The organism is Paenibacillus chungangensis (assembly GCF_042675905.1).
Classification (GTDB): Bacteria; Bacillota; Bacilli; order Paenibacillales; family Paenibacillaceae; genus Pristimantibacillus; species Pristimantibacillus chungangensis.
This window is the reverse complement of record NZ_JBHTJZ010000005.1, coordinates 48,152-62,496: the sequence shown is the minus strand read 5'-3', so window position 1 is coordinate 62,496 and position 14,345 is coordinate 48,152. Positions and strand designations below refer to the sequence as shown.

At 49.0% G+C, this 14,345-nt stretch carries 11 protein-coding genes; 2 read left to right on the top strand and 9 right to left on the bottom strand.

What is annotated here, in order from left to right; genetic code table 11:
• Window positions 1–4: 4 nt before the first annotated feature.
• From ACFQ2I_RS02830 to ACFQ2I_RS02810, 5 genes are all read right to left on the bottom strand, one after another.
• Window positions 5–3,808, bottom strand: coding sequence for a phospholipid carrier-dependent glycosyltransferase (locus tag ACFQ2I_RS02830; protein WP_377562058.1), 3,804 nt, complete (start codon window positions 3,806–3,808; stop codon window positions 5–7).
• Between the two features lie 182 nt (window positions 3,809–3,990).
• A complete protein-coding gene (locus tag ACFQ2I_RS02825) occupies window positions 3,991–5,079 on the bottom strand; it encodes a glycosyltransferase family protein (protein WP_377562056.1) in 1,089 nt (362 codons plus the stop codon).
• A gap of 22 nt (window positions 5,080–5,101) precedes the next feature.
• Complete coding sequence (locus ACFQ2I_RS02820) at window positions 5,102–5,911, bottom strand: glycosyltransferase family protein (RefSeq protein ID WP_377562054.1); 810 nt, start codon at window positions 5,909–5,911, stop codon at window positions 5,102–5,104.
• Between the two features lie 232 nt (window positions 5,912–6,143).
• Window positions 6,144–7,109 (bottom strand): NAD-dependent epimerase/dehydratase family protein, encoded by a 966-nt coding sequence (locus ACFQ2I_RS02815; RefSeq protein WP_377562052.1) that lies wholly within the window; start codon window positions 7,107–7,109, stop codon window positions 6,144–6,146.
• Window positions 7,110–7,142: 33 nt separating this feature from the next.
• The gene (locus tag ACFQ2I_RS02810; protein ID WP_377562050.1) at window positions 7,143–8,117 is read right to left on the bottom strand and encodes an NAD(P)-binding domain-containing protein; all 975 of its coding nucleotides are present in this window, start codon (window positions 8,115–8,117) and stop codon (window positions 7,143–7,145) included.
• Window positions 8,118–8,358: 241 nt separating this feature from the next.
• Here ACFQ2I_RS02810 and ACFQ2I_RS02805 point away from each other — a divergent pair, with 241 nt between their 5' ends.
• Both ACFQ2I_RS02805 and ACFQ2I_RS02800 read left to right on the top strand, forming a co-directional pair.
• Entirely contained in the window at window positions 8,359–9,327 is a 969-nt protein-coding gene (locus ACFQ2I_RS02805; RefSeq protein ID WP_377562048.1) for an NAD-dependent epimerase/dehydratase family protein, read from the top strand.
• Window positions 9,324–10,328, top strand: coding sequence for a glycosyltransferase family protein (locus ACFQ2I_RS02800; RefSeq protein ID WP_377562046.1), 1,005 nt, complete (start codon window positions 9,324–9,326; stop codon window positions 10,326–10,328). The genes ACFQ2I_RS02805 and ACFQ2I_RS02800 overlap by 4 nt, the downstream gene beginning before the upstream one ends.
• A 52-nt stretch (window positions 10,329–10,380) precedes the next feature.
• On the opposite strand, the gene ACFQ2I_RS02795 is transcribed toward ACFQ2I_RS02800, so the two are convergent.
• From ACFQ2I_RS02795 to ACFQ2I_RS02780, 4 genes are read right to left on the bottom strand one after another with little or no spacing between them, the layout of a single operon-like run.
• Window positions 10,381–11,307 (bottom strand): glycosyltransferase family protein, encoded by a 927-nt coding sequence (locus ACFQ2I_RS02795; RefSeq protein WP_377562044.1) that lies wholly within the window; start codon window positions 11,305–11,307, stop codon window positions 10,381–10,383.
• Between the two features lie 11 nt (window positions 11,308–11,318).
• On the bottom strand, window positions 11,319–12,044 hold the full coding sequence (locus ACFQ2I_RS02790; RefSeq protein WP_377562042.1) for an acyltransferase: 726 nt from the start codon (window positions 12,042–12,044) through the stop codon (window positions 11,319–11,321).
• Window positions 12,044–13,153 carry a DegT/DnrJ/EryC1/StrS family aminotransferase gene (locus tag ACFQ2I_RS02785; protein WP_377562040.1) on the bottom strand — a complete coding sequence of 370 codons (1,110 nt, stop codon included), beginning with the start codon at window positions 13,151–13,153 and terminating at the stop codon, window positions 12,044–12,046. The genes ACFQ2I_RS02790 and ACFQ2I_RS02785 overlap by 1 nt, the downstream gene beginning before the upstream one ends.
• A 5-nt stretch (window positions 13,154–13,158) precedes the next feature.
• Window positions 13,159–14,220, bottom strand: a complete 1,062-nt coding sequence (locus ACFQ2I_RS02780) for a Gfo/Idh/MocA family protein (protein ID WP_377562038.1) — start codon at window positions 14,218–14,220, stop codon at window positions 13,159–13,161.
• Window positions 14,221–14,345 lie beyond the last annotated feature (125 nt).

The following is a 14,345-nucleotide window of genomic DNA, read 5'->3' as shown; positions in this document are numbered from 1 at the left end:
AGCATTAGAATACCCAGCTAGGGAACCAGCGCAATATGTCGTTCACATACGATGCCGGCACCGTCATGCCGGATAACGCCGGATAGAACAGCAGGAACAGCACGGCAGCGGCGATCACGTACACTACTCTTACATATCCGACCGGCCGCCATTTTTCTTCCGCTACTTTAACAATATAGACCACGCTCAAGATGAAGAACGGAACCATTGCAAAATAATGATACAGAAACGTCTCCCGCGGCACGAGCATCCATGGCACGTATTGGGCCAGAAAGGCGATCCACACCATATACATCGCCTTGTCCTTGCGCTTCAGACTAAGCGGAATCGTCGCCAGAATAGCCGCAATGCCGGTCCACCAGATGAGCGGGTTGCCCATTGCCACGATCGTCGACTTCATGCCTTCGGCCAATCCCGCACCGGAATAATACCAGACCGGGCGCTTCATGAACGGCCACTCCCACCAGTAGGAGGAGTAAGGATGGGAAGACACAAGTCCGCTATGATAGTTGAACATGTTCACCTGATAATCCACAAGAGCCTTCAGCGTATAGCCATCCTTCATAACCGTCAGAATCGGAATATAGGACAAGGCGTAGATGCCGAGCGGGATCACGATATAGAAGACAAGACATACCGCAAGCGTCGCCGCCGTATACAGCGGGAACACTTTCACTAGCCGCTGCAGCGCGGCAGACTCGTCTACGCCGCCATCGCGACGCTTCAGTGTCCGCTTCGCCGCGGCATATTCCTTGTACCGGTCAGCTAGCGAGAGAGCCAGCATGATCGCCAAGCCGGCTCCGCCGTAGAGCACGATCCACTTCGAGGCGACGCCCAGCCCGAAGAACAGGCCGGCCAGTCCCAGCGGCAGCAGTGTGGCAATGAAGCGGTCGCGGAAGAAATTAAGCGACTTGTACTTGCTCAAGAAATAGAACATCAGCATAATGAAGAACACGCCATAAACGTCTATAGTTGCAATTCGTGTCTGTGTGAAATGCATAAAATCAAACGCAAGCAGCGCGGTGGCGGTGGCCGCCCATACCGTTCTTCGGAACAGATGCAGCGCCGTCACATAGATGACGGGAAGCATCAGGACACCAATCATTGTGCCGGCTATCCGCCAGCCGAACGGGCTGAACCCGAACAGCTTGATGCCCAGCGCAATGATGAGCTTGCCCAGCGGCGGATGCGTGCTTTCGTAAGCTACGATGCCTTCCAGATTCTCATAGGCGGTGCGGGCATGGTAGATTTCATCGAAATAACTGCCGTACTTGTAAGAATGCTGACGAACCATCAGCTCCTGCTCATCGAACAGGGCTTCCACCGATCCCCGCTTGGCGGAGCCCGCTTCCTCGCTATGGATTCCCACAATGGGCAGAGGCTGCTCAGCACCCCTCTCGTAGATGCCGATCTCATGAATCGAGAAGCCTGAGGTTACCGCGGTCAGCTTCACATAACGCGCCTCTAGATCGACGCCTTGCTTGTTCCAGGCGAACACGGCGACATGCGTGCTCTCCACTTCCAAGGGATCGCTCCACTGCCCGGGCATGTTCGCGAATTCATAGCGGAACTTCCCTATGCCCACTCCCCCGAAGCTGACGATCCGCTCCAGTTGCTTCGGCTCGCCCAGATCCACGTAGAAGCTGCTGCCGGACTGCGCCGGCTCCCATACAGTCGCAGGTGCTTTCGCAGAGCCAAGACCATACAGCGCCACGAAGAGATAGATTAGCGTAATGCCGCCCATCCACAGCCAGTCTCTCCGGGTTAGCTTCTCCGTCACGGATCGTCCGCTGCTTGCTCCCTCCGTCAACTCGGCAAGCAGTTCTTCATCCGCTTCCGTCCGCATAGCAGGTGTGATCGGCTCTATACGGCTAGTATTCCCACGTCCGTATCTATCATAACCGACATAGAGCATGTACAAGAGAAGAGCGATGTTCGCGATTGCGCAGACGAGCGCAACTCCGTCCTCGGGCACGTCCGTCGTGAAGGAGCTGTAGGCAAGCACATAGCTCATATTGATGAAATTGGTAATAGAGAAGCCAACGAACAGATGCAGCATGCGTCGGTCCCGGGATTGCAGGAATGCGAATAAGCTGAGCAGCATAATCGGGAACATATACCGTTCATGCATTTTGGTCACCAGAATGAATACAACTGCAATAAGCACCATCGCCAGGAAGAAGGTACGATCTTCCGCGAGCTTCCGCCGGTTGACGAAGGCGTAATAGACGGCAAGAGCGACAGCAGCCGCGATAAAAACGGCCCCCCACTGCGAATATGTCAGCAGCAGCCACTTCTCCTCAATCGACGTCCAGTTGGCGCCAAGCAGCGAATACAGATTAAAGGCGTTAACAGTCGCATAGGGATACGATGACAGCGTGCCCCTATACAGATCGAACAGCCCTACCAGCCCTCCGTTGCTCCAGAAGAAGGGCAACGCCAGCAGAAGGAATGTCCCGAAACCGTAATATGCGCTGATAAGAACCGTCCGCCACCGCTTGTTGAACCATAACGCCAATAAGATGACCGGCATGAAAATAAACGCCTGAGGCTTGATAAGCGCCGCGACGGCGTACCAGATCGAGCCGCTGCGGAAGCGCTGCTGGGAGAAGTCCGACAGTGCCGCCACAAGTGCCAATGCGAATATAGCGTCCACTTGCCCCCATGCCGCCGAATCCAGCACAATGGCCGGATTGAAGCAATAGACGATAGCCAGGAACAACCCCGTACGTTCGTCCACCCTCCTGCTGGCCGCTCGGTAGAGCAGCAGCGCAGCGGCAAGATCTGCCGCGATGGCAGGCAATTTATACAGCAGAATGACAGCCGCAGAGCCGTCCGCAAGCCCAAGCATATCCTTCACAAGGCCGAGCATATAAAGCACATAAATATAACCCGGCGGGTAATCGACGAAAATATTGGGATGATAGAAACCGGATATTCCATGCTGCACAGCCATATCCGACCAATACATAAACAGCGCCATATCGTTGGCATAGCCTTCGCCTTGCATGGCAATCGCTACTCGCATGATGAATGCAGCCGCAAGGGTACCATACAGCAGGTATCGGATAAGACTGCGACGTCCAGCCAGCCTATCTCCACCACTCAACAGCTTGCCGTGCAGCGCCGCATACAGCAAGGCGAACAGCGAGCTGTACACCATCGCTGACAGAATCGACACCTTGCCGTTCTCCTGCTCTCCTCCATCGCCGCTGTCCTGCACATTCAGCGTGAATGCAGTCGCGCCTTCCGGCACTGCATTCACCTCTTCGACGGACAGTGCGTCGAACGCCGCCAAGCCGGCGTTCAGCTGACTGTAGCCGCCCAGACTTGCGCCGACCGTCATCTCCTTAAGACCTGCACCCGTCTTAACGTAATATTCCATATATACCCACTCGCCGCCTGTGTCATGCATCTGCGGATAATTCAGGGCGAAGCCGTCCACGTACAGATGTGCCCCAGCCGCATGACTCTGCAGACCTTGCGTGCGAATATACCCGGATAAGCGATATGTCGCATGTTCTTTTACAGTTAGTTGCTGAATCCAGCGGGAGTGATTTTCTTCCTTATTATGTATTTCCAGGAATGCAGACCCGGAGAGCGCTCCATCCTGCTTTACTATAAATTCCGTTGAACTCTCATCTTTCACCCAGGCATCCGTCATCCATCCGACAGGAACTCCATCCTCCAACGTCTCGAAATCGCCATTGAGCAGCAGATTCCCTGAAGCGCCAACCATGGCTGCCGGAAGAAAAAGAACGAACAACAGAACAAGGGGGAATAGGGAGGACACTCTTGTTATCTTCACAAAATCAAGCTCCTTTGCTTTGCCACCACCAACCATGTATATCAATTATCGTATACATGGAACAATTTACTGGTTTGCTCACACATAATACCACTTTAGCGAATGCCCTTTCGTCGGTCAATGAAAATTATAGCGGGAGCATGGACAGCCTCCCGCTTCAGGCCTTTTCACAAATCATAAAACTATAGATGCTGATAAACTTGTATCAGCTTATTAGCCACCTTGTCCGGATTATGGTGTTGCTCTACATATTTCCTGCCACAAACCCCTAAATGGTGCCAATCCGATGGTCTATGCAACAGATCTCTTAGCACTTCATAGATGGTGTCCGGATTCGCGCTGACGATTGGTAATTCAGCCGGGAATGTGCTGCGCAGATCATCACGGATATAACATATAACGGGCTTCCCCATTGCCATCGCTTCCATGCTCAAATTCGCGTAAGTTCCCACTGTAAGCTGATCGATTACAATTGTTGCTCGCTGATAAATTTGCATGGCTTGCGTGTGCGGTGTATTTTCGATTAATTGGAACCGAAATCTCACCCCTTCTTTCTGTAACTGTTCAACGGCCTTCACAATATACTCTGTTCCTTTCACATTGCGATGGGAAGAAGCGTGTACAACTAAGGGTGCAACGTCAGGCTGAGGATAGTGGTGCGTTATAGCTTGGGCATTAATCGCATAGGGAACGATATGAACTTTTTTGTAATAAGGTTCCACATAAGGCAATAACTCATGATCATTAATGATGACTTGGTCGATATATGGCGTAAGAAGCTTGAGATTGTGCTGAATTCGCTCATCTGGCCACGCTTCCCTTCTCTGCGCGTACGGATTGTTGAATCCTCTGGCTACCTGAAGCATGCGCACTTCATCGCCGCAATGATGAACGATCAGCTTTTTTCCCTGATCGGCCAGAATTTTCAAGTCTCTCTTATCCGGGGTAAATGTAGCTCCGAATCGAAAGTGAAACGTATCGTATATCGTGCATGCTTCTTCAAAATAAGCGTCCCGAATTTTTTGCCGAATTTCCATACGATGCTGATTCAAATTTAAACAAATATCGGATAAATAAGAATAGGCGTCGTTATAAAAGCTGCAAGAGGTGGCATAAACTCCCCCAGCGCGCAAGGCTTGAGCCAGTGAGGCAATGCCGATACCGTGAGGGGCAATCAAAACTTTGCTAGCGAGAGAAAGCTTAGTCGGATATTCGATAGGTTTTGAATGAACATACTTGTTAATAATCGCCCTTCTGGAATTAGAATGCAAACATACATCCCTCCATTCTATCTCAAAGCTGATGGTAGATTTGTATTAACTTTTCCCCTACATGTTTGTAACTATGGTTCCGCTCAACGTATTTCCTGCCGTCTATGCCCCGTTTTCTCCAATCACCAGGACGATGCAATAAATCTTTTAATACATTGTAAATAGAATTCGGATTCGCACTGACGATCGGCAAGTCGGGCGGAAACGTGCTGCGCAGATCATCACGAATGTAGCAAATGACCGGTTTTCCCATGGCCATTGCCTCCATACTCAGATTGGCATAAGTCCCAATACGAAGCTGATCAATGATGATCGTTGATTGTGTATACATCTCCATCACTTGGCTACGCGGCATATTTTCGAGCAATTGGAATTGAAACTTGACTCCCTCATTCCACAAGCGCTGAACAGCCGCCACAATGAATGCCGTCCCCTTGATCTCCCTGTGAGAGGGGGCGTGCACGACCAGAGGGAGTGAATGGGGCGTTGGATAAAAAGGCTGGACTTGCAATACATCTATCGCGTACGGCAAGACATGAATTTTTTTGTAATAAGGTTGAATATAGGGCAACAGCTCGTAATCATTAATGATCGCGTGGTCAATATAAGCGGAAAGCTGTTTCAAATTTTCATGAACCCTAGATTCCGGCCAAGTGTCCTTGACGACGACATAAGGATTGGAATAGCTTCTGGCAACAGACAGCATTCGAGCGTCAGATCCGTTATGATGGACAATCATTTTTTTTCCTGCTTTTTTGAGAACACTTAAATCTCTTTTATCAGGGAAGAAGGTTTCCCCGAAATGAAAATGGAAAATATCATACTTCTCCACAGCTTCTTCGAAGAAAGATTGGCGAATTTCCTCTCTTCTCTTATAAGGATATTCATTCAGATGCAAGCACAGATCGGACATATAAGCGTAGACATCATTGCTGAAACTACAGGCTGTAGCATGAACGCCAAGCCTCCGCAACGCTTGGGCTAACGAGCTTATTCCGATTCCATGGGGGGAGAGCAGCACATTCAAGTTTGCACCTTCTTCCATTGATTCGTCATAGTCATCATTAACCTTGCATTTTACTCTGATAATATTGGGCTGTTCGCTGGATCCCCTCTTCAAGTCCAATTTTCGCTTCGAATCCCAGTATTTTTTTCGCCTTCTCCACATTGGGTATTCTCAGTTCAATATCCGCCGAGTCTTCTTCAAGGAATGCAATGGTTGATTTCGATCGAATGACGCGTATGATTGTGCTCGCCAGTCCGTAGATAGTTGTAACTGTCTGCTGGTTGCCAATGTTGAAAGACTCGCCAATCGCCTCATCCTTCACCATCGTGTGCAGAATGCCGTCTACCATATCGTCGATGTAACACCAGGCGCGGATTTGAACCCCGTCCCCATGGATATGAAGCGGCTTGTTTTCTAACGCTTGTAATATAAATGCACGAAGTGCTCCTTCTCCTACTTGCCCTGGTCCGTATACGTTGAATGGTCTGACCGTCACGGCGGGAAGTCTTCTTTCTTTAAAGTAGGCGTAAGCAAGATGCTCAACCGTCAATTTGCTGACTGCATAAGTCCATCGCGCTTCACCGACCGCTCCCATAACGGCTGGACTGGTTTCATCAGAGCGAAAGGCGATTTGGCCAAACACCTCGCTAGTGCTGAAGCATACGATCCTTTTACAATTGGCAAGTGTGGCGGCGGCCTCCAGCACATGATAAGACCCCACCATATTCACCCTCATTGTAGCTACGGGACTTCTTATGACCGATTCTATCCCCGCCACAGCTGCCGCATGGATAATATAGGTGGCACCTTGCATAGAACGCCTCAAATAGTCAAAATCCAGAATATCGCCTTGAATAATCGTTAAATTGGGATGGTTGAAGTAATCTTTATCTTTGAGCGCATTTCTGGAGAAATTATCATACACGGTTACTTTATTATGATGAATTAATTTACCGATAAGTGTTGATCCGATAAAGCCTGCGCCGCCTGTCACAAAAACATGTTCCCCTTGTATGGGTACCATCGCTTATCAATGCTCCTTTCAACAAAAACAGAACTACTTGTTTCGGTTAAATTTCTTGTTATGATAGTGCTGAATGCCGCCTTTTCCGTCTGCGATACCTATAATCTTCGTAGGAGCATGGATCTGATCCACAACAATATCTCCTATTCCGCCGATATATCCTCCCGCGACATATGTCCCGTCATCTGCTGTAATTGTCCCGGCGATCTTCTCTATGAAATGCTCTGTAGAGAGAATGCTGTCCATGACATAGGGAAAAGCTATCCTGATATCCAGGCGGAGGATCGTCAAGCCTAATTGCTTGGCACAGGCAATGGCTCCTTCCGTTATCGTGCCTACACCGCCGTCTATGATTAGAGCATGGTTGGACAACGAAGCCGTTATCTGCTCATCAATAACCGGATAACCTTGCGTGAATCCTATTAACACATCGGCTTTATCAGCGCATTTCGATGCATTTTTTTCACTGTATACCCTTCCTATGGAATACCTGTTTTTTATCGTATTCATTGCCTCAGCAATCAACTCTCCCCTGTCGTCTCGACGGGTTATGAACACGTTCGCCCCTCTCTCCACTGATTTAAGAGCCATTTTGGAACCGATATTTCCAGCGCCAATAATGGATACTTTCTTGCCTCTCAAGTCTCCGATCATCTCGCTTACGAGGAGATCGCATGCAAGAGCGGTAATATCGTTCCCTTTAAAAGTTTTCATTTTGCTTCGTTTAATACATGAGCCAGCTTCGGCTACCAAATCAAAAGTAGCATCGATCTTGGCTTCCGCATCAATAAAAAAATAGTCCGCTTTGCCGTCAGCATATTGGCAAATCGCTTTAAAATCATTGTAGTTCCTTATAATAAAACTACTGCCTACACATTTATCAGATTCTTTATTAGGGGCAATAACAAAGGAACAACTATCCATTCTTGCGGTAGTTCCGATTATTACGGCGGAGAATTTACCGCTGTCTTTCGCTTTTTGAATACACTCGTCAATAACTTCTCTCATCAGCATCACTCCAACCATCTCTCGAATACCGGCTTCGACTCTAGCACTCTAGATAATATATGAATGCGATGAGAAAGCGGCATAGACGGTCAACCACACGACCAAATAATTAGTCTTAGCACACGCAATTAATGAAATAGGATAAACCAACCACACCTCAAGCCATAGAGATGAATAAACTATTATCAATATGAAACTATGAATTGGCTGGAGCGATTCTTGTTAGAAGGAGTGTGTGTGAATGGTAGATTGCTTCCCGTTTAAAACAGCGTTGGTGACAGGCGGAGCCGGATTTATAGGCAGTCATCTTGTGGAACAATTACTGAAATTAAATGTAACCGTGACGTGCCTTGATAATTTCTCTGGAGGAAAAACAGATAATCTGGAAGGGGTTTTTAAACACCCCCTTCTGACTGTAGTAAAAGCAGACATCACGAATTATGATGAAATCGTTCATTGGTTTAAGGGAGTTGACATCGTATTTCATCAAGCTGTATCCAAAAATAGCGTATGTATGATTAATCCCAGGCTGGACTTAAAAACGAATGCGGAAGGCACGTTTAATGTACTTGAGGCATCACGGGTTCACCAGGTAAAAAAGGTCATACATGCTTCAACCGGCTCGGTATACGGAGAACCGAAGTATGTCCCTGAAGATGAGCACCATCCCACTGATCCTGTCTCGTATTACGGAGCAAGCAAGCTGACAGCCGAAAAGTATTGCCAGGTATTCCGACATTTGCACGGGATGGATATATCGATTCTAAGATACTTCCATGTCTACGGTCCAAGACAAGAGGATAACGATTATGGCGGTGTCGTGTCCATATTCATAAGGAGAGTGCTGAACAACCAGCCCCCTGTCATATATGGCGATGGCAGTCAGATCAGATCTTTCACGTATGTGAGAGATGTAGTGAAAGCTAATCTGTTAGTCGCGAAAAATTCGACGACGAAAGGAGAAATATATAATTGCGCTTCCGGGTTGAAAATATCGATTAAACAATTAGCTGAGCTTATTCTTAAAAATATGGACAGAAGGGATCTCCATATCGCTTATTCGAGCTGGAAACCCGGCGACATCAAGTCCTTCGATATCAGCAATGCCAAAATCAAAAACATTGGAATGCGATTCCAGTGGGAATTCGAGCAAGGGGTAATGGAAACCATTAAGTGGCTTACCTATAAATATCGAGGGGACGCAGAATGAAAGTACTGCATCTTCCCTATGGCATCGGAATGAGTGCTTTAAGCCTTGCGCTAAGAGGACAGGGAATTGACGCCACATCCTGCAGTTTGAAAGAGCATCACTACGACTATATGGCGGATATACGCATCCGGTTTGATCGAGCCTCTGCCTATAAAAACGATCAAACACGTCAAGCGTTTTTTATGGCGTGTTTAGATCAATACGACATTTTCCATTTTCATTTCGGAGAAACCTTCCTACCGGATAAGAGCGATTTGAACATTCTTAAACAACACGGCAAAAAAATGGTGATGCACCATCGCGGTTCCGAAGTTCGCTTGCTGACGAAAGCCCAATCCTTCAACAACCCTTATGTTCGGGTCAAGCCGTCATGGCCCGAACATAAAATCAAAAAAAACCTCAAGCTTTTATCCACATACATCGACCATGCCATTGTAGCAGACCACGAGCTCCTGCCCTACGTTGAACCCTACTATAAGCATGTTCATGTCGTTCCGTACGCCATAGACGCTGGTCAATATAAACTGAACTATCCGTCAGCCGACTCCATACCGCTCATAGTCCATGCCCCCTCCAACCAAGATATAAAAGGAACGAGGCATGTTATCCAAGCCGTCGAACGTCTCAGAGGAGAACATGTTCCCTTCATCTTTAAACTCATTCACAAAATACCGCATACTGAAGCCATCCAACTATATGAGCAAGCCACCATCATCGTCGACCAATTGCTGATCGGCACATATGCGAATTTAAGTATGGAAGCTATGTCCATGGGGAAACCTGTCATTTGTTATGTTCGGGAGGACTTGCGATCGAAGTTCCCCCCATCGCTTCCTATTGTGAGCGCAACACCCGACACGATTTATGCTGTGCTCAAAGATCTGATCGCAACCCCCAATCGTTGGGCCCCTCTTGGCATACAAGGCCGGCAATATGTCGAACAGCAGCATAGCATGGAGAAAGTCGCTAAATCGCTCATTCAAATTTATCGACGGCTATAGTCCAGCAAAGGGGAGTCTCGTGGAACTTTGTTCCCGAGACTCCCCTTTTGCATCAATTGCTGCCAATAAACTGTTCAATCATTGCAATAAATTGTTTCGCCCGCACTGCATTGCTGTGATGCCGATGTACGAGAGAATAACCCTTATCCGTCAGCATCCTCCTCTCTTCTTCATGCTCATTGTAATACAATGCCCGCTCCCGCACATTATGGCTCGTGCAAGCTGCGTAGTGCTCACCATCCTTGAACCCTAGCTCTTCCACATCAGCGTTCGGCTCCGCCAGCAGCAAGGATCGGCAACCTGGAATTTCAAAAAACTTGGCAACGGGGATTTGCCCCACACTGCCGCAAGTGAACGATAGTTTCGATCGATTCAACGCAGTTGCATACTTATCATTAATGAACATGCCGGGCTCGTACGGAGTCTTATGTCCGGGATGATTGAACTGTTGAAAGCCGTCGATCCCGCTCATCTCGCGCTTTACAGCCTCCCGGAACGGATAGCGCTCATTGACCATTCCAGTTAATGAATAAGCCATATTCTTCGGCAGACCATAATCTCGAATAATAGTGGGGTTTATGCTGAAAGGCATCCACTGAAATCTGGATAGGCATTCCGGATAGGCTCGCAGAAACGGGTACTTGCTCGCTGAAAAAATAAGATCTGGCTTCGCACGCTTATTGAAATATTCACGCCGCTGCAGCGGATGGAAGTGAATATCCAATACATAACAGCCTTTGGCGATATTCACCTTATCCAGACCTGTTATTATCGGAGCAAAAGCGTTGCGCCATTCAATATCGTAATGAAAAATAAAATCAGGCTGAAGCGGCAAGCGCGCCAATATATCGCGAATATGGCCGTCCGTATGCCAGTACATGACGTTCGCTTCCTTCTCAATCGCCGTCAGCATGTCGTATTTATGCTGATGCTTAGGCATCCGTTCTGCAAATTTTTTCACCAACACCAACAAGTTCAAGCGTCGTACCCTCACTCCTGTTCCTCAACTGCAGGCCGCACCAACCATTGCTCTTGCGGCACCTCTCTCAAAAACCGGGCCGGAACGCCTGCAACGAAAGTCTTCCTTTCGATATCACGTGTTACGACACTGCCTGCTGCAGCCGCTCCCTCCTCATGAATGACCTTGCCAGGCAGAATTACCGCTCCTGCACCTACTCTGCCACCGCGCTTTACCCATGCGCCTTTCAATGAACGGAACCTGTCCTTGCCGCGCGCCAGCGAATTGTCATTCGTCGTTACGACATAAGGCGCAATGAAAACATCATGCTCCAGTGTGGAATAGGCGCACAAATAGCTTCCGGTCTCCAGCTTACAACGCTCGCCGATTGAGCAATTGTTCTCTACGGAAACGCCGCGTCCAATTATCGTCTCCTCGCCGATTGCTACATTCTCGCGAATTGTCGCCAGATCGGCAACGAATACGTCGCGCATCAGCTCTGCACCCCGGTAGATAATCGAAGCGGTACCAATGATACAGCCTTCGCCTATTACGGACGGGGGCAAATCAGGGTCAATGGAGGTTGTCATCGACCGTTTTGCTTTCATCGGCAGCTTGCCGATAACGGCATGATCATGGATGTACACATCGTCGCCAATGATTGTACCGTCATGGATAACGACATGATGACCAATGACAACGTTGCTTCCCAGACTCACGCCTTCCCCGATGACGACGCCCAATCCTCGTTTCTCCATTATGCCTCTCCTCTCATTACGTCAAGCAGCTTCTCCATCACGTAATTTTGCATATGCTTCGTTAGATGGGGAGAGACAGGGAGCGCCAGAGATTCTCTGCATGCTTGTTCCGTTACAGGGAATTCCCCTTCGCGATAGCCGAGTCCTCGAAGCGCTTGCTGCAAGTGAAGCGGACAAGGATAATAGTGGCCTGTCGATATGCCCAATCTCTCTAGTCCATGAGCTACGCTAGCACGATCATTGCATTGTGTGACATACAGATGATACACGTGATCTCCTTGTGAGGCTTTATACGGCGGGTGAATGCTTGTTCCCTGCAGCGTATGATTATAATAAGCGGCTACTTCTTTGCGCCGTTCATTCCACTCCATTAGCTTGCTGTGCTTTACTCGCAGCACGGCTGCTTGCAGGGGGTCCAGCCTGCTATTGCAGCCGACTATCTCATGAAAGTACTTCTTCCTGCTGCCATGATGACTCAGGAGACGTACCTTATCTGCCAACTGCTCGTCATTCGTCACGACGATGCCGCCATCTCCGTAGCCGCCCAAGTTTTTGGTTGGAAAGAAGGAGATGCAGCCCAGATCGCCAATGCCGCCAACGGGCCGTCCTTTGTATGCAGCTCCCAGCGCCTGACAAGCATCCTCGATCAGGAGCAGGCCGTGCCGACTTGCTAGACGGCGGAAAGCATCCATATCCGCCGGTTGTCCAAAAATATGAACGGGTAAAATCGCCTTCGTGCGCGGAGTAATGCATGCCGCCGCAGCCTCAGGCGAAAGATTGTGCGTCTTCTCATCAATATCAGCAAATACCGGAACAGCTCCGCATCTTATAATGGATTCTGCCGTAGCGAAGAAGGTGAACGGGGTCGTAATCACTTCATCGCCAGCTCCAATACCGGCCGCCTCCATCGCCAGCAGCAGCGCATCTGTGCCGTTGCCGACAGATACAGCATATTTTGTACCGGTTGTTGTCGCAATTTCCCGCTCCAGATTCTCCACCTCAGGACCGCCGATATAGACTCCGCTGTTCATTACCCGGTTCATTGCGTGATCAATCTCCGTTTTCAATTCCAGGTACTGCGCTCGCAGATCAATCAATGGAATTTTCATTGTTGTCACCCCATCCATGCCATCTCTTGCATCGTAAAATCTTTCAGCGGCAGCTCGATCCGCTTGCCTGTAGCCATTGATTGATAGATCGCCAGCACGAGTTCGGTCGCTGCCAGCGATGTATCAGCGGAGGTAAGCGGCCGCTTGTCGGTTCGGATCGCTTGCACTAGATCACGATATAGCGGGATATGTGAGATACTGTCAGCAGTCCGCGGAATACGTGTACCCGAATTTTCATCATGAAATACCCACCTTTTCACCTCATTCAGACGATCACCCTCTATACATGCGGAGCCTTTGTCACCGAATAAGGCGATAGACGTTCCGATCGAATAAGGGTAAATGCCATTGGAAGCCTCTATAATGCCGATAGCCCCGTTATGAAAACGTACGATGGCCGCACCCATGTTTTCCACCCCGATCGCTTGGCCGAATACACCGCCTTGCGCATACACGGTAGCGGCCGGTCCCATTAGCCACAACAGAAGATCAATATAATGAATGCATTGATTCATGAACAATCCTCCGCCCTTCAGCCAATCCTCTCGCCACGGGGCTTCTTTGTAATAAGCGATGGACCGCTGCCAGCGCATCGAAATGTTGCCGTGTGTCAGCGTCCCGAATTTGTTAGCTTGCACCGCTTCCTTCATCGCCAGCATCTGCGGCAAATACCGTGCTTGAAACGAGACGGCCAGCACTACATTCCGCACTTGGGCTTCCGCTGTGACAGACTGCGCTTCTTCCATCGTTAATGCTAATGGCTTCTCGACCAACACATGCTTGCCCGCTCGTATCGCCTGGCGCGCTAACGCAGCATGCGATCCGCTGCTCGTCGCAATGACGACGAGATCTGCTGTGTCGGAAGAAAGCAGTTGTGCGAACGTTGTATAAAGCTGCACTTCGGGATACATTGCCTTGCATACACCGCTTGCGAACTGCTCCAGCCGTTCGGCGTCAATATCGCATATTGCAGCAAGCTTCGCCTCCTCCTTCAGTTCTGTTATTGCACGGACATGCTTCTCCGCGATACTCCCGCAGCCGACAATCGCTATGCGTAATCTATCCATAGATGACCTCTCTCCTTCCCGCACAGCTGCGCTCTTCTCCTTGCATGCTATTATATGAATCTAGTGTAGATTTGATATAGACGAACGGAATCGAGACAGAAAATGGGGGGATTTCATATGATATG

Coding starts and splice junctions, on each gene's coding strand:
- ACFQ2I_RS02815 (WP_377562052.1), bottom strand. CDS start 7,109: ATGGTACCCATACAAGGGGAACATGTTTTTGTGACAGGCGGCGCAGGC.
- ACFQ2I_RS02810 (WP_377562050.1), bottom strand. CDS start 8,117: ATGAGAGAAGTTATTGACGAGTGTATTCAAAAAGCGAAAGACAGCGGT.
- ACFQ2I_RS02805 (WP_377562048.1), top strand. CDS start 8,359: ATGGTAGATTGCTTCCCGTTTAAAACAGCGTTGGTGACAGGCGGAGCC.
- ACFQ2I_RS02800 (WP_377562046.1), top strand. CDS start 9,324: ATGAAAGTACTGCATCTTCCCTATGGCATCGGAATGAGTGCTTTAAGC.
- ACFQ2I_RS02790 (WP_377562042.1), bottom strand. CDS start 12,044: ATGGAGAAACGAGGATTGGGCGTCGTCATCGGGGAAGGCGTGAGTCTG.
- ACFQ2I_RS02785 (WP_377562040.1), bottom strand. CDS start 13,153: ATGAAAATTCCATTGATTGATCTGCGAGCGCAGTACCTGGAATTGAAA.
- ACFQ2I_RS02780 (WP_377562038.1), bottom strand. CDS start 14,220: ATGGATAGATTACGCATAGCGATTGTCGGCTGCGGGAGTATCGCGGAG.